General features: G+C 66.8%; 28 protein-coding genes. 14 read left to right on the top strand and 14 right to left on the bottom strand.

From position 1 onward, the window contains the following. Positions 1-22 precede the first annotated feature (22 nt). Positions 23-445, bottom strand: coding sequence for a HesB/IscA family protein (locus tag FHR04_RS14250; RefSeq protein WP_139404002.1), 423 nt, complete (start codon positions 443-445; stop codon positions 23-25). A gap of 183 nt (positions 446-628) precedes the next feature. Here FHR04_RS14250 and FHR04_RS14245 point away from each other — a divergent pair, with 183 nt between their 5' ends. Beyond that, positions 629-880 carry a hypothetical protein gene (locus FHR04_RS14245; RefSeq protein ID WP_039681766.1) on the top strand — a complete coding sequence of 84 codons (252 nt, stop codon included), beginning with the start codon at positions 629-631 and terminating at the stop codon, positions 878-880. Positions 881-944: 64 nt separating this feature from the next. Here FHR04_RS14245 and FHR04_RS14240 read toward each other — a convergent pair whose 3' ends face one another. The 7 genes from FHR04_RS14240 to FHR04_RS14210 all read right to left on the bottom strand — a co-directional run bounded on the left by FHR04_RS14240 (position 945) and on the right by FHR04_RS14210 (position 6,142). Beyond that, positions 945-1,139 carry a hypothetical protein gene (locus FHR04_RS14240; RefSeq protein WP_139404001.1) on the bottom strand — a complete coding sequence of 65 codons (195 nt, stop codon included), beginning with the start codon at positions 1,137-1,139 and terminating at the stop codon, positions 945-947. A gap of 61 nt (positions 1,140-1,200) precedes the next feature. Then, positions 1,201-2,517: a cytochrome b gene (locus FHR04_RS14235; RefSeq protein ID WP_039681764.1), complete on the bottom strand. Its 1,317-nt coding sequence runs from the start codon at positions 2,515-2,517 to the stop codon at positions 1,201-1,203. A gap of 40 nt (positions 2,518-2,557) precedes the next feature. After that, positions 2,558-3,220 carry a Rieske (2Fe-2S) protein gene (locus FHR04_RS14230; protein ID WP_039681762.1) on the bottom strand — a complete coding sequence of 221 codons (663 nt, stop codon included), beginning with the start codon at positions 3,218-3,220 and terminating at the stop codon, positions 2,558-2,560. Between the two features lie 61 nt (positions 3,221-3,281). Further along, positions 3,282-4,124 (bottom strand): c-type cytochrome, encoded by an 843-nt coding sequence (locus FHR04_RS14225; protein ID WP_081994801.1) that lies wholly within the window; start codon positions 4,122-4,124, stop codon positions 3,282-3,284. Positions 4,125-4,362: 238 nt separating this feature from the next. After that, positions 4,363-5,238 carry a serine hydrolase gene (locus FHR04_RS14220; RefSeq protein ID WP_139404000.1) on the bottom strand — a complete coding sequence of 292 codons (876 nt, stop codon included), beginning with the start codon at positions 5,236-5,238 and terminating at the stop codon, positions 4,363-4,365. A gap of 9 nt (positions 5,239-5,247) precedes the next feature. After that, a complete protein-coding gene (locus tag FHR04_RS14215) occupies positions 5,248-5,415 on the bottom strand; it encodes a hypothetical protein (protein WP_249039139.1) in 168 nt (55 codons plus the stop codon). Positions 5,416-5,497: 82 nt separating this feature from the next. Next, positions 5,498-6,142 (bottom strand): response regulator transcription factor, encoded by a 645-nt coding sequence (locus FHR04_RS14210; RefSeq protein ID WP_039681755.1) that lies wholly within the window; start codon positions 6,140-6,142, stop codon positions 5,498-5,500. A gap of 138 nt (positions 6,143-6,280) precedes the next feature. On the opposite strand from FHR04_RS14210, the gene FHR04_RS14205 reads away from it, so the two are divergent. Continuing rightward, complete coding sequence (locus tag FHR04_RS14205; protein ID WP_052195170.1) at positions 6,281-6,760, top strand: hypothetical protein; 480 nt, start codon at positions 6,281-6,283, stop codon at positions 6,758-6,760. Between the two features lie 112 nt (positions 6,761-6,872). Here the strand turns inward: FHR04_RS14205 and FHR04_RS14200 are convergent, their stop codons facing one another. After that, on the bottom strand, positions 6,873-8,648 hold the full coding sequence (locus FHR04_RS14200; protein WP_139403998.1) for an outer membrane protein assembly factor BamB family protein: 1,776 nt from the start codon (positions 8,646-8,648) through the stop codon (positions 6,873-6,875). A 97-nt stretch (positions 8,649-8,745) separates the two neighbouring features. On the opposite strand from FHR04_RS14200, the gene FHR04_RS14195 reads away from it, so the two are divergent. Continuing rightward, positions 8,746-9,243 carry a hypothetical protein gene (locus FHR04_RS14195; RefSeq protein ID WP_039686363.1) on the top strand — a complete coding sequence of 166 codons (498 nt, stop codon included), beginning with the start codon at positions 8,746-8,748 and terminating at the stop codon, positions 9,241-9,243. Positions 9,244-9,366: 123 nt separating this feature from the next. Then, complete coding sequence (locus tag FHR04_RS14190) at positions 9,367-10,293, top strand: PEGA domain-containing protein (RefSeq protein WP_170213965.1); 927 nt, start codon at positions 9,367-9,369, stop codon at positions 10,291-10,293. A gap of 37 nt (positions 10,294-10,330) precedes the next feature. Here FHR04_RS14190 and FHR04_RS14185 read toward each other — a convergent pair whose 3' ends face one another. The 5 genes from FHR04_RS14185 to deoC all read right to left on the bottom strand — a co-directional run bounded on the left by FHR04_RS14185 (position 10,331) and on the right by deoC (position 15,184). Next, positions 10,331-12,421, bottom strand: a complete 2,091-nt coding sequence (locus FHR04_RS14185; protein ID WP_139403996.1) for a peptidoglycan D,D-transpeptidase FtsI family protein — start codon at positions 12,419-12,421, stop codon at positions 10,331-10,333. A gap of 67 nt (positions 12,422-12,488) precedes the next feature. After that, entirely contained in the window at positions 12,489-13,109 is a 621-nt protein-coding gene (locus FHR04_RS14180) for a Rod shape-determining protein MreD (RefSeq protein ID WP_249039138.1), read from the bottom strand. 13 nt (positions 13,110-13,122) lie between these two features. Further along, a complete protein-coding gene (gene mreC, locus FHR04_RS14175) occupies positions 13,123-13,905 on the bottom strand; it encodes a rod shape-determining protein MreC (RefSeq protein WP_139403995.1) in 783 nt (260 codons plus the stop codon). Beyond that, positions 13,902-14,525, bottom strand: coding sequence for a Maf family nucleotide pyrophosphatase (locus FHR04_RS14170; protein ID WP_139403994.1), 624 nt, complete (start codon positions 14,523-14,525; stop codon positions 13,902-13,904). Before FHR04_RS14170 ends, mreC begins: the two co-directional genes overlap by 4 nt. Further along, positions 14,525-15,184: a deoxyribose-phosphate aldolase gene (deoC, locus tag FHR04_RS14165; protein ID WP_139403993.1), complete on the bottom strand. Its 660-nt coding sequence runs from the start codon at positions 15,182-15,184 to the stop codon at positions 14,525-14,527. Before deoC ends, FHR04_RS14170 begins: the two co-directional genes overlap by 1 nt. A 170-nt stretch (positions 15,185-15,354) precedes the next feature. Here deoC and FHR04_RS14160 point away from each other — a divergent pair, with 170 nt between their 5' ends. The 10 genes from FHR04_RS14160 to galK all read left to right on the top strand — a co-directional run bounded on the left by FHR04_RS14160 (position 15,355) and on the right by galK (position 26,071). Continuing rightward, a complete protein-coding gene (locus FHR04_RS14160) occupies positions 15,355-15,780 on the top strand; it encodes a hypothetical protein (protein WP_139403992.1) in 426 nt (141 codons plus the stop codon). Further along, positions 15,777-16,001: a helix-turn-helix transcriptional regulator gene (locus FHR04_RS14155; protein WP_139403991.1), complete on the top strand. Its 225-nt coding sequence runs from the start codon at positions 15,777-15,779 to the stop codon at positions 15,999-16,001. Before FHR04_RS14160 ends, FHR04_RS14155 begins: the two co-directional genes overlap by 4 nt. Before the next feature lie 212 nt (positions 16,002-16,213). Beyond that, positions 16,214-16,972 carry a DeoR/GlpR family DNA-binding transcription regulator gene (locus FHR04_RS14150; protein WP_139403990.1) on the top strand — a complete coding sequence of 253 codons (759 nt, stop codon included), beginning with the start codon at positions 16,214-16,216 and terminating at the stop codon, positions 16,970-16,972. Between the two features lie 51 nt (positions 16,973-17,023). Next, entirely contained in the window at positions 17,024-18,295 is a 1,272-nt protein-coding gene (locus tag FHR04_RS14145; protein ID WP_139403989.1) for an ABC transporter substrate-binding protein, read from the top strand. A 216-nt stretch (positions 18,296-18,511) separates the two neighbouring features. Then, complete coding sequence (locus FHR04_RS14140; protein ID WP_081994797.1) at positions 18,512-19,417, top strand: carbohydrate ABC transporter permease; 906 nt, start codon at positions 18,512-18,514, stop codon at positions 19,415-19,417. Then, positions 19,414-20,286 (top strand): carbohydrate ABC transporter permease, encoded by an 873-nt coding sequence (locus FHR04_RS14135; RefSeq protein WP_081994795.1) that lies wholly within the window; start codon positions 19,414-19,416, stop codon positions 20,284-20,286. Before FHR04_RS14140 ends, FHR04_RS14135 begins: the two co-directional genes overlap by 4 nt. Positions 20,287-20,469: 183 nt before the next feature. Beyond that, the gene (locus FHR04_RS14130) at positions 20,470-22,479 is read left to right on the top strand and encodes a beta-galactosidase (RefSeq protein ID WP_139403988.1); all 2,010 of its coding nucleotides are present in this window, start codon (positions 20,470-20,472) and stop codon (positions 22,477-22,479) included. Next, positions 22,472-23,953 (top strand): glycoside hydrolase family 36 protein, encoded by a 1,482-nt coding sequence (locus tag FHR04_RS14125; protein WP_249039137.1) that lies wholly within the window; start codon positions 22,472-22,474, stop codon positions 23,951-23,953. Before FHR04_RS14130 ends, FHR04_RS14125 begins: the two co-directional genes overlap by 8 nt. Then, complete coding sequence (gene galT / locus FHR04_RS14120; RefSeq protein ID WP_139403986.1) at positions 23,950-25,053, top strand: galactose-1-phosphate uridylyltransferase; 1,104 nt, start codon at positions 23,950-23,952, stop codon at positions 25,051-25,053. Before FHR04_RS14125 ends, galT begins: the two co-directional genes overlap by 4 nt. Beyond that, complete coding sequence (gene galK / locus FHR04_RS14115) at positions 25,040-26,071, top strand: galactokinase (protein ID WP_139403985.1); 1,032 nt, start codon at positions 25,040-25,042, stop codon at positions 26,069-26,071. Before galT ends, galK begins: the two co-directional genes overlap by 14 nt. The last annotated feature ends 41 nt before the right edge of the window (positions 26,072-26,112 follow it).

Below are 26,112 nucleotides of genomic sequence, written 5' to 3'. Positions count from 1 at the left end.
GTCTAGACCGTGTCCAGATCGTTTAGTGGCTGCCGCAGCCGCTGCTGCCCTCACTGTCCGGCGACTGTGCATTGTCGGTGCGGAAGGAGTGGCCGCAACCGCAGGCGCTGGTGGCATTGGGATTGTTGACGGTAAAGCCGCCGCCCATCATGTTCTCCACGAAATCCACCTCGCTGCCGCGCAGCAGGGACAGACTCATGTGATCCACAAGCAGCTTGACACCCCGGTCATGCACGATGGTGTCGCCTTCCAGCTCGCGGTCGTCGATGGCCATACCGTACTGGTAGCCGCTGCAGCCGCCGCTCTTGATGAACACGCGCACGCCTGCATTTTCCTTGCCGCTCTGGCCAATGATACCCAGAGCCTTCTGCGCGCCAAATTCGCTGATGGTCATGGCCTTTTCAGCCACGTCACCGTGGGTTTCGGAATGGGAGATCGCGGTCATGCGTGAAGCGTAGCACCATTGGCGCAATAAAAAGGTGCGCGGAAAGCAAAGTGGATCAGCAGTGAAGAGGGCTGAACACTCGGTGTCGACGCTCATGCCAGGGCCAGGAAAGGCCCTCCGGAACCCCGCAGAGTCCACCGCACCGCTTACATTCCTTGAGTGTGGTCATGTTAAGATAGGCCCATGACGAACCCCTATGCCGAGTGGTTCGAGCAGCTCCGGACTGAATACAGCGAGCAGCTCGGGGCCATGCCATTGCCCGACGGGCTGCCTGAACATCTGCGGCAGCTGATTGACACCCACGACGAGGAAGCCATCCTGTTCATGATCAAGCTGGCGTGGCAGTTTGGTGCGCAGGTGGGCTACGCCGCTGGCAGCCGCGAGGGCGGCGAGCAGGTGGCGGTGGTCCGGCCCAGCGCCCGCGTTCAGGCCTAGCGCCAGGTCCCCTCTCCCTTTCAGCCGCCTCCTTGTGGGGCGGTTTTTTGTGCCTATACATCCTTCAATGCCCGCCTGCACGCGGCGTAGCCCAGCAACCCACCTCGGTCTCCCCCCGAAGCATACCCAGCGCAACGAGTTGAGCCAGAACCACTTGAGCAAAGGCCTGAACAGTCTCGGGCGGCGCAGCTTGTAGGTCCGCCGATTCCAGGCCGAGGCGACGGGCTTCATGGGCAAGATGCTGGGCCAGCTGTTCCATGCCCACAGCATAGAAAAAACCGCCCCGGCACAGGGCCAGAGCGGCTAGTCAGAAGTGGGGCTCAGTCGTCGGCAGCGGCGGAGTGGGCCAGCGAATCGCGCTCATCGGCTTCACGCAGCGCACGGATGCCGCGCACGATCCCGATGGTGGCGAAATACGTCACGGCCGGCACCACGAAGATCAGGATCCACAGCACGGTGTTGGCATTGGCGGTGGTCAACACGTTGGCACTGATCAGGTCCGGCTTGTACCCGGCCACCGACATGACGATCAGCAGGGCCATAAAGGCCGTTCCGATGGCCAGCCGCACCGGATGGTTGGTGGGGTTCTCGGCGTAATAGTTGTTGTCCTTACTGCGGTCCAGCATGGGCACCGCGAACATCGCGCCGAGGACCACTGTGGGCAACAGGATCGCGCCGGTGAATTCGGAGCCGATGATGCCGCCAAAGATGTTGAACTCGAAGCTGGGGATGATCGCCAAGGCACCGAAGATCCACAGCAGGTACCAGTCGGGTTTGATGTTGTTGATCGGGGTGGTGCTGGGCGGCCCGAAGAATTCAGAAGGGTGCACCGGGATAAAGGCCGCGAACAGTAGCACGATGCCCGCAAACAGCAGCGTCAGCATCAGCATGATCGGGGTCTGCTGGGTCAGCAGCGGCACGCCGACGATCTTCTTGTAGGCGATGCGCTTGGCGTACTGCGGCTGGGTGTGCTTCTGCTTGATCATGATCAGCATGTGCGCGCCGGTCAGCGCCAGCAGAATGCCCGGCAGCAGCATGATGTGGTAGCCGTAGATGCGCGGGATGATGCCGTCGCCGGGGAAGTTGCCCGCAAAGGCCGCCTGCGCCAGCCACGTCCCGATCCAGGGAATTGAGGCGGCGATGCCGTAGACCACCTTGACCGTGTTGTAGGAGTAGTTGTCATAGGGCAAAATGTACCCGGTGACGGCAGTCAGGGCCGCGAAGATCAGCAGCAGCATGCCGATCCACCAGTTGATCTCGCGGGGCTTCTTGAACGCGCCCGTGAAGTAGATGCGCATCATGTGGATGACGGCGGCGGCCACCATGATATTGGCCATCCAGTGGTGCACGCGGCGCAGCATGTCGCCGAAGGGCATGGCGTTGAGCTTCAGCACCGAGTGGTAGGCCGCCGGGAGCATGTTGGGCTTGTCGGCGGTTCCCGGATCGAAGGAGTTGACCACCAGACTGTTGCTGGGCTCGTAGGACAGCGCGAGCACAATCCCTGTGATGATCAGGATAATCAGGCTGAACAGCGTGATTTCACCCAGGAAGAAACTGTGGTGAACGGGAAAGGCTTTGCGCAGGAACTTGTCGTTCAGGCGCGAGATGTGCAGACGTTCGTCGAGCCACTGGTTCATGCGCTGTTCTCCTTAAGCTGTCCTTGAGAGGGGGTGTGGCTCATGCGAGCTGGGCCTTGACGGCTTCCTTGCGGGCTTCCCATTCGGATTCGGTGAAGGGGTACGGGTTTTCGAGGAAGAACCCGGCCACCACCAATTTGTCGCCGTCCTGCTTGATGGGCAGTTGGGCCAGTGGGCGCGGAGGCGGGCCGCCCACCACGACGCAGCCGCGCTTGGGATCGTACTGACCCGAGTGGCAGGGGCATTTCATCTGACCTTCCTGCTGGTCGTCGTCACTGACCGAGCAGCCCGCGTGGGTGCAGATGTCGCTGTAGGCCACGATCTCACCGTCCACGGTGGCGTCCAGATTGGTGGGGGCCACGATCTGGCCCTTGGGAAAGCGGTACAGCGCCAGCACATTGTTGGGGTCACCCTTGCGGATCAGGTTGTTGCCTTCCTTGTCCTTGCCCATCGGCCAAGCCCGGATCAGCTGCTCGCTGAGTTCGCTGACCTTGATGACCTCGCCTTCCTTGCTGGCCGAGGCGTGCACCAGCACGTCTCCCTCAACGGGAGGCATCTTGTCGCGGGTCAGGCGGAACACCGGGTTGGCGGTGCCCAGCACGCCCACCAGACTGACGATGCCGACCGTGGCGGTGGTGCCCATGGCCGCGTTGATAAAGCGGCGGCGGGTGATTTCAGGATCCTGTTTGCGGTAACGGGTCATATTTCAAACCTCATGGGGAAAAGAAGCAGGGAGTGGAGACAGAGTGAACGGGCCGTACGGCCTACCAGGGGAATTCGCCACTGGCGTCCTCGACCAGCACCTCGCCGTCCATGAAGAACTTCTTGTACAGGCCGACAGCCAGTGCCAGCAGCAGGATGATCATGGCGGCGTAGAAGCCCTCAGCGGTCACGTTGGGCATGACCGGCTCCTTGGCACCCCAGCCTGCGTAATCGATGACCATCTGGCGGGCGAACAGCACGCTGAACAGCAGCGTCAGACCCAGCGTGGTCACCATGCCCAGCAGGGCGATGGGGGTGGAGCGGACCTTGTGGATGCCGGGGTGCAGCTCGGTGCCCTCGGCCCAGACGCTGTACAGTCCGATCACGCCGTAGGTGAGCAGCACCATGATGAAGGTGGCCAGGAAGATCTCGGGCAGCTTGATGTCCTCAGGCACGAAGCGGCTGCGGTTCTTGAGGACCGCCGGGTCGATCTTGGTCTGGCTCTCGGCCACGGTGGCCGGGGTCAGCAGTTCGTCTTCCTTGTTGCCCCAGGAGTTCAGGACGTAGTTGGCGACGGCGTAGATCTCGTTTTCCTTGAGCTTCTCGCCGAAGGCAGGCATGGCCCCCTTGCCGTTGACCAGGATGCTGTGCACGTACACCGGGTCTTTCAGGATCTTGCCGTCGCCCGCCAGGGCCGGACCCACGCCGCCCTGGCCCTCTGCGCCGTGGCAGCCCACACAGCCCTGTGAGGTGTACAGTTCCTTGCCGATGGTCGGGTATTCCTTGCTGATGTTCGCCACGACGGCCGGATCAACGGTGACCGGTTCCGGCGCGGTCTCCTTGTTGAACAGGAACAGCAGCAGGATCCACATGATGGCCGCGCACACGATGGCAACCCAGGGCATTACAGCGTCGTTTCTCTCCACGTTCTTTCTCCCTCACGCATGAAATGGCCTGACGTTCTGCACCATTCAGGGCTTATGCCGACGAGCTGACAATCTGACCGTATCGGCGAGCAGCATAGCACGCACCACAGCGTCCCTCGGGGGCCCTTGATACCGTCTGCGTCGCACTCGGCGCGTCTTCTGAAACAGCTGGTCCAGCGACACTTCGGCAAGTGTCATGATGCGCCTGACCGGGCGGTTAAATGTCCCCGTCGGCGGCATGAACGCCGTAGACCTGACCCAGCGTGGCCAGCAGCGGCCAGAGTGCTCGCGACAGCAGTTGCACGTCCCGGTTGCCGGGCAATTCACGGTGGTCCGCGCCGCCCTCGCTGAGCAGGGCGACCACCAGCGGACGTGGCGTGTAAAGGATGCCCACGTCGTGGTGCACGCCGTCCAGCTCGCCGCTCTTACTGGCCAGACGGTACAGCGGCTGACCGTTCTCTGCACGCGGCAGACCCGGGCCGATCACGTCGCGGAGTTGTTGCCGCTCCAGAATGTCCAGCGCCAGGGCCGTGTGAACCTCATCCAGCAGCTCACCGCGCACCAGTCGGCCCAGCAGGTCCGTCTGCTCCAGGGCGCTGGTGCAGTTGCGTTCTCCCCGGCGCTGGGCCGCGTTGCGCCGCTCCGGCGGCAGTTGCAGCCCGCCGACCAGGCGGGTCTGGGACCAGCCGCGCGCCTCCAGCCACGTATTGACGGTTTCCACGCCCAACAGATCGATCAGCAAGTTGGTGGCGGTGTTGTCGCTGACGACGATCATCAGGGTCAGAACGTCGCGCCAGCTCAGGGCCAGCCCCGGCCCCAGTTCGTGCAGGACACCCGCCCCCGGCACCCGGTCGGCGGCCTGCAGCGTGACCCGGTCTTCCAGTCGCAGCCGCCCGGTCTGCGCCCATTCCAGCGCCAGGACCAGCAGCGGCACCTTAATTGTGCTGGCCGCCGGGAACACCCGCGCCGCATTCAGCGCGAACAGCTCCTGACCGACCAGATCGCAGATGCGCAGCCCCACCTCTCCCCCGTAGCCCTGGGCACGCAGGCTGACGAGAAAGGGCAAGGCGGGCCGCAGGTGTCGTTTGGTCATGGCCTCGTCCTACTCTGGAACATTCAGCCCGGCCAGCGCGGCGAAAGGATGCGGCGTATTCACGGGACGCAGGGTACAGAACGGCGGCCCACCCTCGGGTTCGACGCGGTGGGGACAGACCGGGCATTCCACGAAAGCCTGCTCGGTGTAGGCCAGATCGGTCTCCGCACTGTTCAAGCTCCACTCGCGCCCGCAGCCCGCACGGAAGGTGACAGGGGGTGATGAAGAGGCAGCCTCTCCCCCGCCCCGCCTGCGCCCCCTAGTCAAGATTGGCGATGCCCTCGCGGATGGCGTACAACGCGGCCTGGGTGCGGTTGTTGAGTTGCAGCTTGGTAAAGATCTCGGAGAGGCGGTTGCGGACCGTCTTCTCGCTGATGTCCAGGCGCAGGGCGATGTCCTGGTTGGAAAAGCCCTGCGCCAGCAATTTCAGGATCATGGTCTCGCGCTCGTTGAGGTCCGCGTGCTTCTCGCTGGGCAGTTCCTCGCGCTTGTCGCGGAAATCGTCCAGAACGTTCTGGGCCATGTCGGCGTCCAGCAGGGCCTCGCCCCCGGCCACCCGGTTGATGGCGTCGAGCAGCGTGGCCGCGTCGGCGTCCTTGAGAATGTAGCCGCGCGCCCCGGCCTTGACCGCCTCGAAGACATACCGGTCCTGGCGGTACATGGTGATCATGATGACGCGGGCGTCGGGATCGATTTCCAGAATGCTCTGGGTGGCCTTGACGCCGTCGAGTTCCGGCATCTGGATGTCCATGAGAATCACGTCGGGGTGGGTGTCTGCCGCGTAGCGGATGGCCTCGCGCCCATTGGCGGCCTCGCCAATCACGCGCATGCCCTCGGACTCCAGCAGGCTGCGCAGCCCCTGACGAAACAGCGCATGATCATCGACGAGCAGAACACGAATCATAGCGGGCAGTGTAGGGCCATCCGGACAACAGATGAGAAAGGGAGCCTACCTTTGCCAGCCACGGGGCCGCGCCGGGTCAGACCGGGCCGCGCCCTGCAAACAATCTGTAAGGACCGGGCCGCTACACTCGGGGGCGTGATGACCTGGTTTGATGCCCTGCTCGTGACCCTGTGGGCCGTGATGACCGCGCTGGGGGCGCGGCGCGGCCTGGCCGGACTGGCCTGGGGCCTGCTGGGCCTCACCATCTGCTGGCTGGCAGGCTCGCTGGGCAGCCCGCTGGTCACGGCGGCGGCGGCCCTGGTGCTGGGGCTGGGCAGCGCCGTGATCATCGTGCGCCTGCTGCCCCACCCGGCAGAGCAGCCGTGGCACCTGCTGGCCGGAGGGCTGGGCGGTTTTGTCCTGGGCGGCGTGCTGATCGCCACCGTGGCGCTGGGCTTTCCACTGGACCTGCGGGTCACGCCGGCCGGCACCACCGGCGTGTACCCCTCGGTCAACATGCCGCCCACGCTGTACGCGGCCGTGCGCGACTCGGCCATTCAGAACAGCCTGCGGGGCGTGTGGGGAGGCAACCTGACCCTGCGGACCTTGCTGGTTCCGGATCAGGCCCGCCGGCAGTAAACAGCCGTAATGCGGTCAGGAGCCGTCGGGATCCGAGTTCGCCGCACTTCAGACCCAGAAAACACCCGCCACGACTGGCGGGTGTCTTGACGGTTCGGGACGGAAGAACCCTCTACTTCCTCAGCACGCCCGGAAATTCCGGCTGCCCGCGCAGCGGGACGAGTTGCACCACACGGATGGGAAAGGTGATGTCCTGTTCCGCACGGGTCAGGGTCACGGCGGGAGCGGGGGTCAGATCGAGCCGTGCCGCCGTGCCCGGCAGGGCGGCCAGCGCCGCGAGCGGCACGAAAGGCACGTTGTTGAAGACCTTCACGGTCACGGGCAGCAGGGTGCCGTCCACCAGCAGGTTGGCCGTGCGCGGGGTCACGCTGCTGACGGCCAGCCCCAGCGCCCCGGCACTCGCGCTCAGCGGCAGGTAGATCTGGCCGTTCGAGGCGCGGGCCACCCCGGCGGCCACGATCGCCTGCTGCTGCGGCGTCAGCACCGGCACGGGTTGCGGGAGCGTGGGCTGCGGCGGGGTGGATTGCGCGGGTGCTGGCTTGCCGGCGGGCACCTGGGCAGTGGGGGCGGTGGGCGCCGGCACTGCTGGCGTGGGGACTGTCGGCGTGGGCGCAGCAGCCGGCGCCGTGGCCACCGGGGCCAGCGGCGTCAGGGCAGTCAGCACCGCCCCCGCTGCCCGCTGACGGGCCTGCGTGGCCGCCGTCAGCTCCTGTGGACTGGGCGCGCGGCCCACCGCGCTGGGCAGGGCGTGGAAGGTGGTCCACGGTCCCACCGCCAGCGGGCGCTGGCCCTTCAGGGCATTCAGCCGGCCGCCCTCGGTGACGAAGTACAGCGTGCCCGCGTCGCTGACGCTGACGCCCAGGTCCATCTTCTTGCCCGTCCCCAGTTGCCACAGCGGCTGACCGGCGGTGCCGATGGCGTGCAGCGTGCCGCTCAGATCGGGCACCACCACCGTGCCGTCGCTGAGTTCGGCGGCGGGGGCAGTGATGGGCGCTCCTGCCGCGTAGGTCCAGGCGTCCTTGCCGTCTGAACCCACCGCGTAGACCCGGCCGTCGTAGCTGCCCACCACCACCAGCCCCGTGCTGGTCACGATGGGACTGGCGTTCACGAACAGTCCGGTCTGCCGGGTCCAGCGCAGGGCGCCTGCCGGGTCCAGCGAGTACAGCTTGCGGTCACTGGACCCGAAGTAAACGTTGCCCGCCGCGTCGATGGCCGGGCTGCTGAACACCAGCGATCCGGCGCGGAAACTCCACTTGAGCTTGCCCTCCGGAGTCAGCGCAAGCAGCTGACTGCCCTGGGTACCCAGGTAGATGGTGCCGTCCCGCGCGATGGCCGGGCTGCTGAACACCGGCGCTCCGGCCTTGACGGTCCACAGCGTCTTGCCCTCGGTGCTCAGGGCGTGAACGGTGCCGCCCGCCGTGGCGACAATCACGCTGCCATCGGGACGCAGGGCGGGCGTGGCGAAGATGTCGCCGTCCAGCCGGACTTTCCACAGCAGTTTGCCCGCCGGGTCCAGCGCGTACACCGAATCGTCGTAGCTGGCCGCGATCACGCCGCCCTGCGGGGTCAGGACCGGGTACGCGCGGCCCAGGTCGCCCGCCGCGTAGTTCCAGCGCTCGTTGCCCTCGGCGTCGGTGCGGTGGATGCGGGCGTCGCTGCCGATAAACACCAGATCCCCGCCCGGCGCCACCGAGACGCCCGAGATCACGCGCAGCTCCCGGCTCCAGTCGATTTTGGGGGCCTTGAACTGTGGGGCGAGGGTGGCGGCGGAAGCGGCCGGAACGGCGCCGGTCTGGGCCAGGGCCACCGGAAAGGCCGCGCCAGCACACAGAAGGGCCAGGGTCAGGGCCGTTGATTTGCCAGGGGTAGAAAACAGGGGGATCCTCATCTGAAGGTAAGCTCCTTTACATTGCCTTTACGCAACGTTGATTAGGTGGGGAGGGGCGTGGACGCCTGCCAGGGTACGGCCTAAGATGACCGACGTTATGAAGAAGATTCTCATGCTGACCGCGTTTGCGCTGACTGGCCTGGCCGCCGCGCAGGACACCACCCCCGCCCCCGCCACCATGCCCATGATGGGCCCGGCCACCATGAACGCCGAGGAGAACTTCGCCAAAGCCCAGGAATTCGCCGTGCAGGCCGACGTGGCTTACCCGGTGTCCTTCTATGACCGCACGCTGTGGAAGGCGGCCGTGGACCACTCCTACTACGCCGCCAGCATGGCCGCCGACAACCGCGACTACAACGCGTACCTGGCGCAGCTGTACACCAAGACCCAGTGGTGGATCAACGCCTATAACGCCTGGGACCGCCTGGGCGAGCTGAACGACACCGAGAAGCAGTGGGCCTCCCTAAGCGCCGCCAAGCTGGCCTACTTGGCGCTGCAGCGCGGCGACACCGAGATGACCCGCATGTACGTGGAAAAAGGCATGGGCTGGGCGGACAGCGAGAGCCTGCAGTCCATCATGAAGCGCCTGCCCTGAACGTCAGGCGCGACGCGCTGAGCACACTGCGCTGACTCCGGTTGTCTCCGGGGTCAGTTTTTTGTTGGGATTTTTGGTGTGTGGATGCCGTTTTGTCTGGCGGCGATCTTCTATTCTGGGAGCATGAAGAGCCGCGCCGTCCGTCTGCTGTCCCTGGGTGCCCTGCTCACCGGCCTGCTGGGCGCGTGTGTGCCCGCGCCGCTGCGGGCGCAACCCGGGGCGCAGGTGCAGGTGCAGGCCAGCCTGCGGCCCGCCCCGGTGGCGGCGGCCACGGGCGAGGAAGGCCTGTACCGCGCACCCGGTCCGGCGGCCCTGCAACTGCGCAGCGACCGCCCCGCGTTCGTGACCGCTGTGGTGGTGCCGCAGTCCGGCGGCGCGCAGGTTCTTGCCGTGGGGGCCGTCCCGGCGGACGTACCCGTGTCGGTGCCGCTTCCAGGAACGGCAGGCTTCACGCAGATCTTTACGGTGACCAGCCTGGCCCCGCTGGATCTGGGCGCGGCGGCGGGGGCGCAAACCCTGGACGAGGTGGCGCGTGTGGTGCAGCAGGGCACGGCTGGCCAGCCCGCCGGCAGCTACACGGTGGCCACCACGGTCTACCGCGTGGTGAACTTTGGCACGCTGGAGGTCACCGCCTCACGGCCCGGCGCGGAGGTGCGGATTGGCGGCCGCCGCGTGGGCACCGCCCCGCTGACCCTGCACGACGTGCCCGAGGGAACGGTGACCGTGGTGGTGTCCCGTCCCGGCTTTGACGCGGTGTCGCAGACCGTAAACGTGCAGCCGGACGCCACCGTCAGGGTCAGGGCCGAGCTGCGGCCCGAGACCGGGAGCCTGCGGGTGGACAGCGACACGCCTGCCCGCGTGTTGATTGACGGGCAGGGGGCGGGCACAACCCCTCTGCGCGTGCGGGTCCGCCCCGGCGTGAGCAACGTCAACGTGGTGCCGCTGGACCCGGCCCTGCGTGCCGAAACCCTGCTGGTGCGGGTTAAGGCTCGCGAGGACACCACCATCGTCTGCCGCAGCGCCCCCGAATTCACCTGCAGCGTGCGCTAGCCCCTACGGATGCCGACTTGTGGGTGTGTGACCGCCGCTACGGCTGTGCCGATGCCGCCTCCCGCTCGGCACGAATCTTGTAGACCTCGCGCATGTGGTCCAGTTCGCCCAGGCAGGGCTGCTGCTGGTCCAGCGGCAGGGCGCTGAGCCTGCTGGTGTCGTCCAGCTTGACGCACCAGCGCGCCGCGAACATGCGCTTGACTGCGTTGATACCAGGGCCGTAGCCCTCGCCGCCGTTCTGGAAGAAGGCCACCACGGCGAAGGTGGGGCTGTCCAGCGGGCCGTAGCCCTCGTACCACGCGTGGGTATAGGCATAGCCCTTGTCGGGGCGGGCGCTCATGCCGTTCTCGGCGGTACCGGTCTTGCCTGCCGTGGACACCGGGAACAGATGCTTGCCCAGCTTGGTGCTGGCCGTGCCGCCGGGAATGCTGACGGTCCAGTCCATGCCCTCCTTGACGAACTTGAACACGTCGGTGTTGCCGCCCCGGACCACGCTGGTGGGGGCCGGGCGCACCGGGGCCTGGCCGCCCTCGGCCTGAATCACCGTCAGCGGGCGCTCCTGGCCCTCGTTGATCACAGTGGACAGCACCTTGACCAGCTGTGCGGGCGTGACCAGCACGTCGCCCTGGCCGATGCTCATGTTCAGGCCCGAGCCGGGATACCACGGATGCTCCGGCGTGGTGTAGTCGTCGATGTCGGTCAGGGTGCCGGTCTTCTCACCCACAATTTCCAGACCGGTGGGGCGGCCAAACCCCAGCTCGGTCAGGCGGGACTTGAGCTGGCGCGAGTACACCCCAGGCGTGGCCCGCACCGCCGAATCGTAGTACCACGGGTTGCACGAGAAGGCGATGGCCTTGCGCCCGTCCACCACACCCAGGTTGGTGTGGGACCAGTTGTTGAAGCGCGCCCGCCCGAAATAGTACGTGGGCGCGCACGACAGCGAGAAATTGCCCCAGCGCTCGACGTACATCAGCGTGGTGGCGATCTTGAAGACGCTGCCGGGGTTGTAGGCCTGTACCACCCGGTTGCTGGTCACGGCGTCCAGCGCGGCGTCCTTGCGGTTCGGGTCAATCGCCCAGTTCTTGGCCGCCGGGTCCGGGCTGGGCACCCGCGAGAACCAGTTGGGATCGTAGGCCGGGCTCGACGCCATCGCCAGCACCTGCCCTGAGCGTGGATCAATGGCGATCACCGCGCCGCGCGTGAAGGGCTCGGGCGGCTTGCCGTACTTCTTGCGGCCCTCGTTCACGTCGGCCAGTCCCGCGCGCAGGGCGTCCTCGGCGGCACGTTGCAGGCGGCTGTCGATGGTCAGCACCACGTCCTGGCCGCGCGTGCCCGGATCGATCACGCGCTCGGTGAGGGGGCGGCCCGTCGCCGTGACCTCGCGCCGCAGTACGCCGTTCTTGCCTTCCAGCGTCTTTTGCAGGCTGTATTCCAGCCCGGAGCGGCCCACCAGATCGCCGACCGTGTAGCCGTCCTCCTTGACCTGACGGTCATTGGCCTCCTGCACGTAGCCCAGCAGGTGCGCGGCCATCTTGCCCTCGGGGTAGATGCGCTCGACGCGCTCGCGCAGTTCCAGGCTGGGAATCAGGACGGTGTACTCGTAGAGGGCGGCCAGTTTTTCCTGCGGCACGTTGCGCGCCAGCACGGTCTCGGTTTCCTTCTTGAAATCCGGTTCGCGGGGCTGGCCGTCCTGTAGGGCCTCCGGTTTAATACCCGCCAGGTAGATGATCTTGTCCCAGGCGGGAATGGCCTCGGCGCGTTCGGAAACCCGGCGCCCGGTGTACACCAGATCGACGGCCAGCCGGTTGGTGGCGAGCAGGACGCCGTCGCGGGTGCGGATCTCGCCGCGCAGGGCGCGGATCACCTCGTCGCGCTGGAAGTTGCTGGCCGACTGCACCGCGTACTGGCTGTGCTGCGTGACCTGCAGGGTATACAGCCGCGCGCCCAGCCCCAGCAGGCCCAGGCTGAAGGCGAGGGCCACCCAGCCCACCCGCCCGGCCCCGTTGCCGATGGCCCCAGCTTTGCTGCCACCCTTTTTGTCGGCTTTGGGTGCGGCCCGCCGTCGCTCACGCTTCAGCCGCTCGTGCGGCCGGTCGGGACGGTGCAGGGGATGCTCGGCGCGGCTCATAAGGGGACCACATCCAGGGGACTGTGCCCCACCCTCCACATCCAGGAGCCTGCCGATCTGTTCTCTTTCACGCCAGTTTCTCCTGGGGGCCGGGACGGGGCCCGATGCCCCAGCGCACGGCCCACTCCCACAGCGGATACGCCAGCAGTGTACCGATCAGCAGGCTGGGAATCGTGGTGAGCAGCAGGTTGACCGTGATCAGGTTCGAGCGCAGCCAGTACGCCAGCAGCCCGAAGGTCAGCCACTCGCCCGCCACCGCGCCGACCACGCTCAGCACAACCTGCAACGGACCGGAATCGGCGACGTAGCGCCGGATCAGCAGCACCAGCAGCACCGCCCCGGCCAGGCCCGCCGCGTGCAGGCCCAGCACGCCGCCGCCCAGCAGATCCTGGCTCAGGCCCACGCCGTAGGCGGCCACCAGCGCCCACGCCGGAGCCATGCGCCACGCCAGGGCCACGGCGGTCAGCAGGAACAGATCCGGGGCAGCCAGGCCAGCCGAGTCCGCCAGGCGGGACAGCAACCCCTGGGCGGCAATCAGCAGCGCGGCGTACACGACGGCCCGGAAGACCCGCGCCGGGCCACGCTGCGGCAGGCTGGCGCGCGGCCCCAGGGCGCCCCGGCCCAGGCCGCCGCGATTGAACCGTCCGCCGCCCATTCCACGTTGGCCCAGCCCCCGCCGGCTCAGCATCGCCGCCCGTCCATTACAACCCCTCCAGAATCGTCACGTCTTCCACCACGCCCAGGTCCACGGCGGGCCGGACGATCACCGAGCGGTTCACGTCGTTCGGCCCCAGCGGCAGCACCTGTTCGACCTTGCCGACCCGCACCCCCACCGGGTACACGCCGCCCAGGCTGGACGTGACCAGCACGTCGCCCACCTTGATCGGCACGCTGCGCGAGAACTCGGCGCGCAGGCGATCCGGCGGCACGCCGTGCGCCAGCCCGCGCCCGCCCCCGCCGCCCTGCAGGGTGACGCCCACCGTGCTTTCCGGGTCCACCAGCGAGACCACCGTGGCCGTCCGGGCACTGACCCCGGTGACCTGCCCCACCAGTCCGCCGGGCACCGTGACGGGCATCCGCACCCGCACGCCGTCACGCGTGCCCCGGTTCAGCGTCAGGCGCGACAGCAGCGGACTGGGATCGACGGCGACCACCTGCGCGATGCCCAGCGCGTTGGGGGCCTGCGTGCGGGTGATGATCTCCAGCTGTTTCAGTCGCCCGGCTTCACGGGTCAACAGCTCGTTGCGCTGGCGCAGCACGTCGTTTTCTGTCTGCAGGCGGGCAAGCTCGGCGCGCAGGTCGCGCTGCTGGGTCACGGTGGTTACGGCGCGGCGCAGGTTGTCGGCCACCACCACCCCCACCTGCGAGATCGGCGCGGTGACCGAGCGCAGCGCGGTGGGGGGCACCACCTGAAAGCGCGTCAGCACCATGCTGATGAGCAGCAATCCCACGAAGACCAGTCCCAGTTGCCGCGTCCCCGTCACGCCGGAGCAGCCTCCGTGTTGACCTCTGGAGAATGGGCCGCGCCCCAGACGTGGACGCCATGACCGCGCAACAGCCCGATCACCAGCGACATCGGAAAGCCCACCACGTTCGAGAACTCGCCGTCAATGCGCGACACCAGCGCCTGCCCCAGCCCCTGCACGCCGTAGCCCCCGGCCTTGTCCAGCCCCTCGCCGGACTGCGCGTAATACTCGATCTCGGTCTCGCTCAGGGCGCGGAAGGTCACGTCGGTGCGGGCCACTTCGGTCTGCTCCTGGCCGCCCGCAAAGACCGAAACGCCCGTAAACACCTGATGCGTGCGGCCCGAGAGCTGGCGCAGGAAGTCGGCATTCTCGGCGGCGTCGGCGGGCTTGGCGAGCAACACACCGTCCACGGCCACCACCGTATCGGCGGCAATCACCAGCGCGTCCGGACTCAGGGCGGCCACGCTGCGGCCCTTCAGGGCGGCCAGTTCGGCGGCCAGCGCACGCGGATCGGTCTCGGCGCTGTCCTCGTCCTCGCCGCTGACCTGCACGCGGAATTCTACGCCCAGCAGCGTCAGCAGTTCGCGCCGCCGGGGGCTGCCAGAAGCGAGGACGACTTCAGGAACCTGAGCGGCCACTAATACCCCTCGCTCCGCTCGCCTGCCACCAGCGCCACGCCGCCGGACGTGCCCAAGCGGTCCGCCCCGGCCTCGATCATGGCGTGGGCGTCCTCGGCGCTGCGGACGCCGCCCGCTGCCTTGATCTTCGCGCGGCCCGCGATCACATCGCGCATCAGCTTCACGTCGTCCAGCGTGGCGCCTCCCGTGCCGAAGCCGGTGCTGGTCTTCACGTAATCCGCGCCGCCCAGCACCGCCGCCTCCGTCGCGCCGCGCTTCTGCTCGTCGTTCAGGTAGCAGGTTTCGAGAATGACCTTCAGGACGTGCTCGGGGATGGCCTGCCGCACCGCGCGCACGTCGGCCTGCACCGCGTCCCAGTCCCCAGCCAGTGCCGCGCCGATGTGGATGACCATGTCCACCTCGTCCGCACCTTCCTCCACGCTCAGGCGGGCCTCCACCGCCTTCTGCCCGGAGGTGACGGCCCCCAGCGGAAAGCCGCAGACGGTGGCGACCTTCACGCCGCTGCCGTCCAGCTCGGCGCGGGCCTGGGCCACGTACACAGGATTGACGCACACGGCGTAGAAGGCGTTCTCGCGGGCTTCCTGGCACAGTCTGGAAATATCGGCGGGCGTCGCGGTGGCTTTCAGCAGGGTGTGGTCAATGTAAGGAGCGAGCTTCACGCCTCCCAGCATACGGGTGTGGGGGCTGAGAAGTGCGGGAAACGCCGGAAAGCGCAGGATGGGTGCGGGCCGCCGCCGCGCCAGGCAAATTCTCTCCTTTTCTTGACAAAAATCTTTAACACCATGTAAGGTATTTTTAACATTACTTGACCTGACTGGAGGAGAAGCGGATGCCCTACCGAGAGAAGATCGCCTGGCTGTCGCTGGTGGCGATGACCGTCACCTTCGGCCCGTATTTCGCGCTAGTTCAGCTGGGCCTTGTGCCGGCAGGTCCACCGCCCTACACCCGGCAACTGCTGCTCTATGCCGGGGTGGTGGCCGCTCAGCTGCTGATTCTGGGGCTGGGCCACCTGTGGCTGCGCCGTCAGGCCTCGCAGGAAGCCCGCCTGCCGCCCGACGAGCGTGACCGGGCCATCGGGCAGCGCTCGGTGGGCGCGGCGTACTCGGTGATGATCGGCGGCATGATCGTGGTGGGCTGTCTGCTGCCCTTCAGCGCCAGCGGCTGGGGCATCGTCAACGCGGCCCTCTTCATGATCGTGGTGGCCGAGATGGTGCGCTCCGCCCTGGTGGTTCACGGCTACCGCGCCCAGACGTGATTCAGGGGACCATCCGCAACCGCGTGCGGGCGCTGCGCTTCCACAACGGCGAGATGTCGCAGGCCGAGCTGGGCGGGCGCATCGGCCTGACCCGGCAGACGGTGGCCGCCATTGAGGCGGGCCGGTACTCGCCGTCGCTGGAGGCCGCCTTCCGCATGGCGCAGGTGTTCGGCGTGCCGCTGGAAGAGGTCTTTCAATGGGACCCGCACACAGACGCCTGACCTGCCCACCCAACCCTGACCCCAGTCCACCGAACCGCCGCCGTGACAACGGGAGTAATCTGGTGTCTTTTTGCCATCTGGGCGGGCGGACAAACCCCCAACGTTTGCCGCTGCGGGCACAGCAAAAGACCCCGCGTCTCGACTCTTGACGCGGAAGCAGTTCCAACGTAAACTCCGAAAGCACCGAAAACAGAATGATTGAGGGGGTGAGTATGATTCAGGCCCGCAGGAGCGAGATTCTCTCGCTGGCACAGCAGAATGGAGAAGTTTCCGCCTCAGAGCTTTCAAAACTTCTGGGGGTTTCGGAAGTCACGGTTCGCAGTGATCTGAAGGCCCTGGCCGAGGCCGGGCAAATCCGGCGCACGCGGGGCGGAGCGCGGCTGCCGCTGGAGATTCAGCGCGAATTCCCGCTGGAAGAGACCAGTCGCCGGCACGCGGCGGCCAAGCGGCGCATCGGGCGGGCGGCGGCGGCACTGGTCCGGGACGGCGAAACCGTGTTTCTGGACGTGGGCAGCACCACCACCGAGGTGGCCCGCGCGCTGCCGCCCACGCTGCGCGGCGTGACCATCATCACCAACGGACTGAACATCGCCCTGGAACTCGAACGGCTGCCGAACGTGCGCGTCATCGTGACCGGCGGCACGCTGCGCCCGCTGCAGCACTCGCTGGTCAGCCCCTACGCGCTGGAAGTGCTGGGCCGCATTCACGCCGACCGGCTGTTTCTGGGCTGCAACGGCGTGTCTGCCACAGCGGGCGTGACCAACGCCAACCACGAGGAAGCCGAGATCAAGCGGATCATGGTGCATCAGGCACGCGAAATCGTGGTGGTGGCCGATCACAGCAAGCTGGGCCAGATCAGTCAGGCGCAGGTGGCCCCCGTGTCGGCAGTGGACACCCTGATCACCGACAGACACGGCAGCGAACCTCCCGCCGATCTCCTGAAATGCATTGCCGACTTCCAACTGGTCTAGACCAATGCCGTCCAATGCCCCTCGACACCTATCCTCAACTGGAGGTTTTTCATGAAGAAAGTCATGCTGTCCCTGTCCGCCCTGCTGCTCGTCGGTTCCGCTGCTGCCCAGGATCTGTCCGGCACGGTCACGATCTGGTCCTGGGACGCCGCCGCCAAGGCGCTGGAAAGCACCATTCCCAGTTTCAACAAGAAATACCCCAACGTGAAAGTCAAGGTTGAAGATCTGGGCAACCAGAACGTGTATGACCGGGGGCTGGCCGGATGCGCCGCCGGCGGCCAGGACATGCCCGACATCTATTCCATCGAGAACAACGAAGCCGAGGTGTTCTGGGCACGCTTCCCCGACTGCTTCGTGGACCTGAACACCAAGGGCGCGGACAAGCTGGTCAAGAACTTCCCGGCCTTCAAATGGACCGAGCTGATGGCGGGCAACAAACGCTACGCCATGCCCTGGGATTCGGGTCCCGTGGTGATGTTCTACCGCCGGGATCTGTACCAGCAGGCCGGCGTCAACCCGGCCAGCATCAAGACCTGGGAAGACTTCATCGCGGCAGGCAAGAAGGTCAATGCCAAGTTCAATAACAACGTGAAGATGGCCACCGTCGCCAACGGCCAGGACGACGAGTGGTTCCGCATGCTTGCCAATCAGAACGGCTGCTTCTACTTTGACAACGCTGCCAAGGCAGTCACGGTCAACCAGCCGGGCTGCGTGAGCGCCCTGAATACCATCAAGAAGCTGTACGACGCGCAGGTCGTCGCCACCGGCGACTGGGGCGGCCAGATCACCAACGTCAAGGCGGGCAAGACCGCCAGCGCCATGTTCGGCGCGTGGTACGAGGGCACCATCCGCACCAACGCCCCGGACCAGAAGGGCAAGTGGGGCGTGTACCTGATGCCCGCCTCCAAGGCTGGAGGGGTGCGCGCCAGCAACCTGGGCGGCAGCGCCCTGGCGATTCCCAGCTCCAGCAAGAACCAGGCGGCGGCCTACGCCTTCCTCGAAAATGCCCTGGCAACCGCTGGCGGACAGGTCACCATGCTCAAGTCCCAGGGCCTGGTGCCCAGCCTGCTCAGTGCCACCAAGGACCCCTACGTGAAAACCGCGCAGCCGTACTGGGGCAACCAGGCGATATGGCAGACCATTCTGGGCACCCTGGGCGACGTTCCCCAGGCGCGCGGCACCCAGTACTTCCAGGACGCCCGTCAGGTCATGATCGTGGTGCAGGCCGACTACATCAAGGGCCGCTACAAGACGGCCAAGGAAGCCCTGGACGACGCCGCCAAGAAGATCAGCAGCGCCACGGGCCTGCCCGTCGCCAAATAAGGCCAGGCTTGCGGCCAGCGCCTGCCCCCCCGTCTTCCGTCACGGCGTCTGTCTGACGCGCCGGGCCTGAACGGGGCGTGAGGGCCAAGGGCGAGGGAATGGCGACCACACGGACGCCCGTTTCCCTCGCCCACCTCTGTTTTCGCCTGTTGCCACCGCGCCCACTTGGCCGCTCTGGCCTTCTCCGCTTCCGCTCCGTGTTCTGCCGAGGTAGCCATGACCACTTCACAACCGCTGTCCCCTCCAGCCCGGCGTGCAGGACGCTGGGCGCGCATCCCCAAGGCGCCGTACCTGTTCATCCTGCCGTACCTGCTGATCTTTGCCACCTTCTGGGCGTGGCCCATCATCAGCTCGTTTCTGATGAGCTTCAAGGATTCCCGGCTGGGGGCAGACGCACCCTACGCCCTGTCCAACTGGTCCCGGCTGATTCAGGACGAATTCTTCCGCACGGCGCTGCGCAATACCCTGGTGATTCTGGTGGTCCAGGTGCCGCTGATGCTGTCGCTGGCGACGGTGCTGGCTGTGGCCCTGAACAGCAAACTCCTGAAGGCCGCCGGATGGTTCCGCTTCGCCTTCTTCGCGCCGCTGGTGGTGGGAACCGTGGCGTACTCGGCGGTGTTCCGGCTGCTGTTCAACACCGATTTCGGCGTGGTCAACCGCGCCCTGACCGGAATCGGCCTGCCCGCCGTGGACTGGCTCAACCAGGCCGGGCCGGCCATGTCGGTGATCATCATGGCGATGCTGTGGCGCTGGACCGGCTACAACGCCATCATCCTGCTGGCCGGCTTGCAAGGCATCAGCGAGGACGTGTACGAGGCCGCCAGCATCGACGGGGCCACGCCCGCGCAGCAGTTCTGGAAAATCACGCTGCCGCTGCTGCGGCCCACGCTGCTGTTCTGCATGGTCCTGAGCGTGATCGGCACGCTGCAACTGTTCACCGAACCGGCCCTGATCACCAACAGCGGCCCCGGCAACGCCACCATGACGCTGGGGACGTACCTGTACCAGCAGGGCTTCCGCTCGTTCAACTTCGGCTACGCCAGCGCCATCGCCTACACGGTGGCCGCCATCGCCGCCGTCTTCAGCGTGATTCAGCTGCGGCTGTTCGGACGGGAAAGATGACGGCCCGGCCGCAGGTGGCCGCCCCGGTCTCGCCGGGCGTCACGGCCCGCAAACGCACCGGGGCCTTCTGGCTACATCTGGCCCTGCTGCCGCTGGCGCTGATCTTTCTGGCCCCGCTGTGGATCATGGCGGTGTTCAGCACGCACCCGGATTCCGCCATCTTCAGCCCCAGTCCGCCGCTGTGGTTCGGCGGGAACTTCATGGAGAATTTCCGGGGCCTGCAGGCCGACACCAACTACCTGCGCACCCTGTTCAACAGCACCATGATCGCCTCGCTGTACACGGTGTTCAGCATGGTTCTGACCAGCATGGGCGGCTACGCCTTCGCCAAGTTCGAGTTTCCCGGCAAGAACTGGTTGTTCGGGCTGATTCTGGCCACGCTGACCATCCCTACCTTCGTGACCATCATCCCGCAGTTCATTCTGGTGGCGCGGGACCTGAAGATCTCGAACACGTACTGGGCGGTGATCCTGCCCACGCTGGCGAATACCATCGGCATCTTCTACATGCGTCAGGCGTTCCAGACCGTGCCCAGCGATCTGCTGCATGCCGCGCGCATTGACGGCGCCTCCGAGGGCCGCATCTTCTGGCAGATCGCGCTGCCCATCGTGCGCCCCGCGCTGGCGGCCCTGGCCATTCTGCTGTTCCTGGCCTCCTGGAACGACTACCTGTGGCCGCTGATCGTGCTGACGCAAAAGGACAGCTACACCATGCCGGTGGCGCTGGGCACCCTGGTCGGCCTGACCCGCGTGTCGTGGGGCGGAATCATGGTGGGAACGGCGATTGCCACCATTCCCTTTCTGGCGCTGTTCCTGTCGCTGCAACGGCACTTCGTGGCAGGCATTGCGGGCGGGGCGGTCAAGGATTGATGACACAGGCCGGGCTCCGGCGTTTTTCCCCTCCTCCTCAGGAATGGCGGGAGCGGAAAACTCAACGCCAGCCCAGTCCTATCTGACAGAACGACAACCGATAGCTGGACAGAGCGGTTTAGCCTTTCTGAGTCAGCCCTTTGTTCCTTCAGCCCTTTCGACCTCCACTCCCCAGGACGCGCCATGACCCAATCCAAATCCACCCCCGTTCCACACCTCCAGCTCGGTTCCTGCGATTACCCGGAGCATGTTCCACAAGACCGCTGGGTGCCCTACGCGCAGCAGCAAAAAGAACTGGGCCTGAGTTATGTCCGCATTGCCGAGTTTGCCTGGAGCCGCATGGAGCCGCGCCCCGGCGAGTACGACTGGGCGTGGCTGGACACGGCCCTCGACACCTATCACGCCGCCGGAATGCGCGTGGTGCTGTGCACGCCCACGCCCACGCCGCCCGCATGGCTGATTCGCGCCCATCCCGAAATCCTGCCCATGGACGCCCAGGGCCGGGTGCGCGAGTTCGGGGCGCGGCGGCAGTACGATTTCGCCTCGCCGGTCTACCGTGAGCATTCGCGACGCATCACGCGGGCGATGGCCGAGCGTTACGGCACGCACCCGGCGGTGGCCGGCTGGCAGACCGACAACGAATTCGGCTGCCACAACACGGCGCGCAGTTACGGCGGGGCCAGTGCCGAGGCGTTTCCGGGCTGGCTGGAGCGCAAGTACGGCACGTTGGACGCCCTGAATACCGCCTGGGGCAATGTCTTCTGGAGCATGGAGTACACCGACTGGGCACAGATCAAACCGCCCAATCTGACGGTGGCCGAGCCGAACCCGTCGCACGTGCTGGACTTTTACCGCTTCGCCTCGGCCATGATCGCCGAATTTCAGGCCGAGCAGGTGGCGATCCTGCGGGAGCTTTCGCCGGGGCGTTTTGTCACGCACAACTTCATGATCTTCGAAACCGGTTTTGACCACTACGAGGTGGCGAAGGGTCTGGACTTCGTGACCTGGGACAACTACCCGCTGGGCATGCTGGAGTTCTTCGCCCCACCCGGCAGCGGCGAGGACGTCAAAACCCACTTTGCGCGCACCGGACAGCCGGATCTGATCGCCTTCAACCACGATCTGTACCGGGGTCTGCTGGGCGGAAAGAATGCGCTGGGCCGCAACGGCGCGGGCACACCGAACGGCCCGTGGGTGATGGAGCAGCAGTGTGGGCAGGTCAACTGGGCGCCCTTCAACCCGCTGCCCGCCGATGGGGCGGTGCAACTGTGGACGGCGCAGGCCTGGGCGCACGGCGCGGATGTCGTCAGCTACTTCCGCTGGCGGGCCGCCACGATGGCGCAGGAGGTCATGCACAGCGGCCTGCTGAGGCACGACGAGACGCCGGATCGAGGTTTCACAGAAGTGGCCGAACTGGACACCACACAGTTCCCGGTGGGCGAGGTTTCCGCAAAAGTTGCCGTGCTGCACGACTACGACAGCCTGTGGCTCTACGACGAGCAGAAGCACAGCGCCAACCTGAGCTACTGGACGCAGACCTTGACCTATTACATGGCGCTGCGTGGGCTGGGCGTGGATGTCGATGTGATCCACGCCGATGCGGATTTGAGTGGGTACGCCGTCGTCGTCGCACCCGCCATCACGCTGGTGTCGAAGGAGCGGGCGGCGCACTGGACGGCAGCGGTGCAGGCTGGGGCGAAACTGGTCTGCGGCCCGCGCACCGCCTTCCGCACGCCGGGCGGGGAAACCTGGGCAGACGGTCAATTTGGCCCGCTGTCGGCCCTGGTGGGCGCGAAGCTGCTGCAATACGACTCCCTGCGGCCCACCCTCTCCCAGAAAATCGACGGTGATGGCGGACAATTCGAGGCCCACGCCTGGGCCGAGAGCTACCGCACGCAGGATGCCGAAACGCTGTACACCTACGCCGGTGGCCCGCTGGACGGCCAGAGCGCGGTGATTCGCAACGGCGGCGTGACCGTGATCGGCGCGCACAGCGAGAAGCTCGTCGGCTCGGTGCTGACCGGGGTGCTGGCGGACGCGGACGTCTCCATGACCCCCCTGCCAGACGGCGTGCGCCTCAGCCGCCGGGCAGGCCGGACACTGCTCCAGAACTGGAATCCGGACGCGGTGACGTGGAACGGGCGGAGGCTGGAGCCGGTCAGCTTTACTGTGTTGGAGAATGGGAATGGCTGAATGGAAGCTCAACATTGACCCCGCCACGGTGCGCGTGCTGATCAGCGGCTACCAGTCCTGGAGCGAGGCCGAGCTGCGCCCGCTGACCGACAGGCAGGCCGTCCCGCTGATGCAATGGCGGCACGAGCAGGGCCACGATCCGGCCTTCCTGCCCAGCGGCGAGGCGGGCGTGTGGCGCAGCCATAGCGTGCTGGCGCTGGTGCGCCCGGACGGCGGGGGATGGGTGGGCGCGGCGAGGGACGCCACCCACAGTTTCATCCACTGGGAAGCGCGGGCCGAGGGCCAGACGGTGCGCGTGTCCGGCACGGTGGAGGGGCCAGCCGTGGAGCTGACCTGGGACGAGACAGGCGACGTGATCGGCACGCTGGAACGCCGCGCCGCCGAACTGGGGCAGAATATGCACGCCCGCACCCCTGCGCCGCAGCGGGTCTGGTGTAGCTGGTACAGCTATTACCGCGACGTAACACTGGACGCCATGCTGGAGAACGCCCGGCTGGCCCGCGAACACGGCCTGCCCTTCGACGTCTTTCAGCTGGATGACGGTTTCCAGGCGGATCTGGGCGACTGGTTCACGGCCTCGGACCATTTTGGCGGCCACGCGCGTGATCTTCCGGCAGAGCTGAACGAACTGGGCTTCACGGCGGGGCTGTGGCTGGCTCCCTTTCTGGCCTCGCCCACCTCGCAGTTGTTCCGCGATCACCCGGACTGGATGCTGCGCGGCAAGGACGATTTGCCGCTGGCGGTGGGCCACAACTGGGGCGGGGCGTATCACGCGCTGGACACCACCCACCCGGAAGTCCTGGCCTGGCTGCGCGAGCTGGCGGCCACCGCGCGCGGCTGGGGCTACCCGTACCTGAAGCTGGATTTCCTGTACGGCGCGGCGCTGCCGGGGGTGCGGCATGACCCGTCGGTGGGCCGTGCCCAGGCGTACCGCAACGGGCTGCAGGCGTTGCGCGACGGTGCGGGCGAGGACGCCTTCCTGCTGGGCTGCGGCGCACCGCTTGCCAGCAGCGTCGGGATCGTGGACGCCATGCGCACCGGGCCGGACGTGGCCCCGCTGTGGGACGAGGACTCGCGCCGTATCTGGCTGGGCGACGCCACCGGCCCCAGCGCCCGCAACGCGCTGCACACCGCGCTGTCGCGCTGGTATCAGCATTCCTGGTATCAGCCAGACCCGGACGTGGCGATCTGCCGCCGAGAGCTGAGCCTGCTGACGGCCACCGAGCGCCACACGGTGGCGGCCATGCTGGACGTGGTGGGCGGCCTGCGCGCCAGCAGCGATCCGATTGCCATGTTGGATGAGGAAGGGCTGGCCCTGCTGCGGCGGTGCCTGGAGATCAGCGCGCCAGACCGCCCCACCACCCTCACCGAGAGTTTCGGAGGAGCCGTGACCCACTTCAGCCGCGCGAGGTTCAATCTCACCGATTCGCGCGTGGGAGATGTGCCGCCGCACGGGGCACAATGGCCGTTATGACCTCCGTCGCGCACCCCATCCACCAGCAGGAGTTCGTCAAGCCGGATGGCCGCCCACTGACGCTGTACGGCTTGCAACCCATCGTGGTCACATCCGAGATTCCCAGCCCCAGCCCGGAGGCGGTGGACGCTCGCCCGGTGATGCGCTGGCACCCCCTGCGCGGCGAATGGGTCATGTACGCCGCCCACCGCCTGGGCCGCACCTTTCTGCCCCCGCCCGAATACAACCCGCTCGCGCCCACCGCTGATCCGGAACATCCCACCGAGCTGCCACGCGGCACCTACGATCTGGCGGTGTTCGCCAACCGGTTTCCCAGCCTGACGCTGGACGCCCCTGAACCTCCGCCCGGCCCGGCCCACACCCGTGCAGGCGTGGGCGCGTGTGAAGTCGTCGTCTTCAGCCAGAACGCGGCGGGACGGCTGGCTGACCTGAGCGACGCCCAGATGAGCCTTTTGCTCTCCGTGTGGGCGGATCGAACGTCCCGGTTCGCGGCAGGCGGGATCATTCAAAGTGTGCTGGCCTTCGAGAACCGGGGCGTGGAGGTGGGCGTGACCCTGCACCACCCGCACGGCCAGATCTACGCCTATGACCACCTCCCGCCCGTAGCGATGCGGATGCTGGACATGGCGCGCAAGCATCACTCGGAAACGGGCAATCCCTGGCTCGCCGACTTCGTGGCCGCCGAGCGGGAGGCGGGCGAGCGGATCGTGCACGACGAGGGGGCGGCGCTGAGCGTGGTGCCGCCCTTTGCCCGCTACACCTACGAGACGTGGATTCTCCCGGCCCGGCCTGTGTCGCTGCTGTCCGAGCTGACTGACGACGAGCGCGACGCCTTCGCCCGCACATTGAAAGATGCGCTGCTGCGCCTGGACGCGCTGTTCGGCGTGCGGATGCCGTACCTCATGACCGTGCATCAGGCGCCGCTGGACGCGCCGCACCCGGAGTTCCCGCTGCACATCGAGCTGTACCCGTACCTGCGGGCGGCGGGCCGCATGAAATACCTGGCGGGCACCGAGCAGGGCGCGGGGGAGTTCGCCAACGACAAGTTCCCCGAAGTGGCGGCGGCGGAACTGCGGAAGGTGACTCTTGAAGACGTTTGAAGATGTCTTTGGAGGCGCGCCGGAGGTCACGGCCTCCGCACCGGGCCGGGTGAACCTGCTGGGCGAACATACCGACTACCAGGGCGGCTTCGTGCTGCCCACCGCCATTCCACAGCAGGCGACGGTGGGCCTTGGCCGGAATGGAACGGGTCAGCATGTGCTGTACAGCGCCAACCTCGAAAAAACGTTGCGCGTCGCGGTGGGGGAGGTGGGCGAGGACTTCGCGCCGTACCTGACCGGTTGCCTGAACCTGAGCGGCGTGACCGAAGGGCTGAATGTCCACGTCTCCAGCACGGTGCCCAGCGGCGGCCTGAGCAGCAGCGCGGCGCTGGAAGTGGCGACATTACGTGCCTTGCGGGAGGTGTACGGGCTGGAACTGGACGACGTGGCGCTGGCGTTGAGGGGCGTGCAGGTGGAACATGAGTTCGTGGGCGTCCAGTGCGGCGTGATGGATCAGCTGGCCTCCAGCCTGGCCGACACCCGCACCATGCTGCTGATCGACACCCGCGGCCTGGAACGCCGTGTGGTGCCTTTTCCAACCGGGGCCGAAATCCTGGTCATGGACTCGGGCGTGCCGCGCCGATTGGCCGAGAGCGGCTACAACGAACGCCGCGCCCAGGTGGAGGAGGCCGCGCGGTTGCTGGGCGTCAAGCAGCTGCGCGACGTGACCGACATCGCCACTGTGGAAGCGCTGCCCTCACCGCTGAGGGAACGTGCCCGCCATGTGGTCTCCGAGAATGCCAGGGTACTTGAGGGTCTGGAAGCGGACGCTGCCCAGTTCGGTCAGTTGATGAATGCCACGCATGCCAGCCTGCGCGACGACTACGCCGTATCGCATCCGCTGGTGGACGAGCTGGTGGCGCTGCTGCAGGCCCACTCGGACGTGTTCGGGGCGCGGATCACCGGAGCGGGTTTTGGCGGCGCGGTGGTGGCCCTGGTGCGGGAAGGCACGGCGGCGGCGGTGGGCGAGGCGGTGCTGGCCGATTACGGCACGCTGGGGAAAGTGGTGGTGCCGTAGCGCGTTTGCAGCATGGCACTCGATCGAAAAGAGCCAGCCAC

It is taken from the genome of Deinococcus radiopugnans ATCC 19172 (assembly GCF_006335125.1).
GTDB lineage: Bacteria > Deinococcota > Deinococci > Deinococcales > Deinococcaceae > Deinococcus > Deinococcus radiopugnans.
Note: the sequence above shows the minus strand (reverse complement) of the source record. Positions and strands in the feature narration are given on the sequence as shown.

Bases quoted from the DNA above. Each gene is read 5' to 3' on its own strand.
- FHR04_RS14250 (WP_139404002.1), bottom strand. From the start codon at position 445: ATGACCGCGATCTCCCATTCCGAAACCCACGGTGACGTGGCTGAAAAG.
- FHR04_RS14245 (WP_039681766.1), top strand. From the start codon at position 629: ATGACGAACCCCTATGCCGAGTGGTTCGAGCAGCTCCGGACTGAATAC.
- FHR04_RS14240 (WP_139404001.1), bottom strand. From the start codon at position 1,139: ATGGAACAGCTGGCCCAGCATCTTGCCCATGAAGCCCGTCGCCTCGGC.
- FHR04_RS14235 (WP_039681764.1), bottom strand. From the start codon at position 2,517: ATGAACCAGTGGCTCGACGAACGTCTGCACATCTCGCGCCTGAACGAC.
- FHR04_RS14230 (WP_039681762.1), bottom strand. From the start codon at position 3,220: ATGACCCGTTACCGCAAACAGGATCCTGAAATCACCCGCCGCCGCTTT.
- FHR04_RS14225 (WP_081994801.1), bottom strand. From the start codon at position 4,124: ATGCCCTGGGTTGCCATCGTGTGCGCGGCCATCATGTGGATCCTGCTG.
- FHR04_RS14220 (WP_139404000.1), bottom strand. From the start codon at position 5,238: ATGACCAAACGACACCTGCGGCCCGCCTTGCCCTTTCTCGTCAGCCTG.
- FHR04_RS14210 (WP_039681755.1), bottom strand. From the start codon at position 6,142: ATGATTCGTGTTCTGCTCGTCGATGATCATGCGCTGTTTCGTCAGGGG.
- FHR04_RS14205 (WP_052195170.1), top strand. From the start codon at position 6,281: ATGACCTGGTTTGATGCCCTGCTCGTGACCCTGTGGGCCGTGATGACC.
- FHR04_RS14200 (WP_139403998.1), bottom strand. From the start codon at position 8,648: ATGAGGATCCCCCTGTTTTCTACCCCTGGCAAATCAACGGCCCTGACC.
- FHR04_RS14195 (WP_039686363.1), top strand. From the start codon at position 8,746: ATGAAGAAGATTCTCATGCTGACCGCGTTTGCGCTGACTGGCCTGGCC.
- FHR04_RS14190 (WP_170213965.1), top strand. From the start codon at position 9,367: ATGAAGAGCCGCGCCGTCCGTCTGCTGTCCCTGGGTGCCCTGCTCACC.
- FHR04_RS14185 (WP_139403996.1), bottom strand. From the start codon at position 12,421: ATGAGCCGCGCCGAGCATCCCCTGCACCGTCCCGACCGGCCGCACGAG.
- FHR04_RS14180 (WP_249039138.1), bottom strand. From the start codon at position 13,109: ATGCTGAGCCGGCGGGGGCTGGGCCAACGTGGAATGGGCGGCGGACGG.
- FHR04_RS14160 (WP_139403992.1), top strand. From the start codon at position 15,355: ATGCCCTACCGAGAGAAGATCGCCTGGCTGTCGCTGGTGGCGATGACC.
- FHR04_RS14150 (WP_139403990.1), top strand. From the start codon at position 16,214: ATGATTCAGGCCCGCAGGAGCGAGATTCTCTCGCTGGCACAGCAGAAT.
- FHR04_RS14145 (WP_139403989.1), top strand. From the start codon at position 17,024: ATGAAGAAAGTCATGCTGTCCCTGTCCGCCCTGCTGCTCGTCGGTTCC.
- FHR04_RS14140 (WP_081994797.1), top strand. From the start codon at position 18,512: ATGACCACTTCACAACCGCTGTCCCCTCCAGCCCGGCGTGCAGGACGC.
- FHR04_RS14135 (WP_081994795.1), top strand. From the start codon at position 19,414: ATGACGGCCCGGCCGCAGGTGGCCGCCCCGGTCTCGCCGGGCGTCACG.
- FHR04_RS14130 (WP_139403988.1), top strand. From the start codon at position 20,470: ATGACCCAATCCAAATCCACCCCCGTTCCACACCTCCAGCTCGGTTCC.
- FHR04_RS14125 (WP_249039137.1), top strand. From the start codon at position 22,472: ATGGCTGAATGGAAGCTCAACATTGACCCCGCCACGGTGCGCGTGCTG.
- galT (WP_139403986.1), top strand. From the start codon at position 23,950: ATGACCTCCGTCGCGCACCCCATCCACCAGCAGGAGTTCGTCAAGCCG.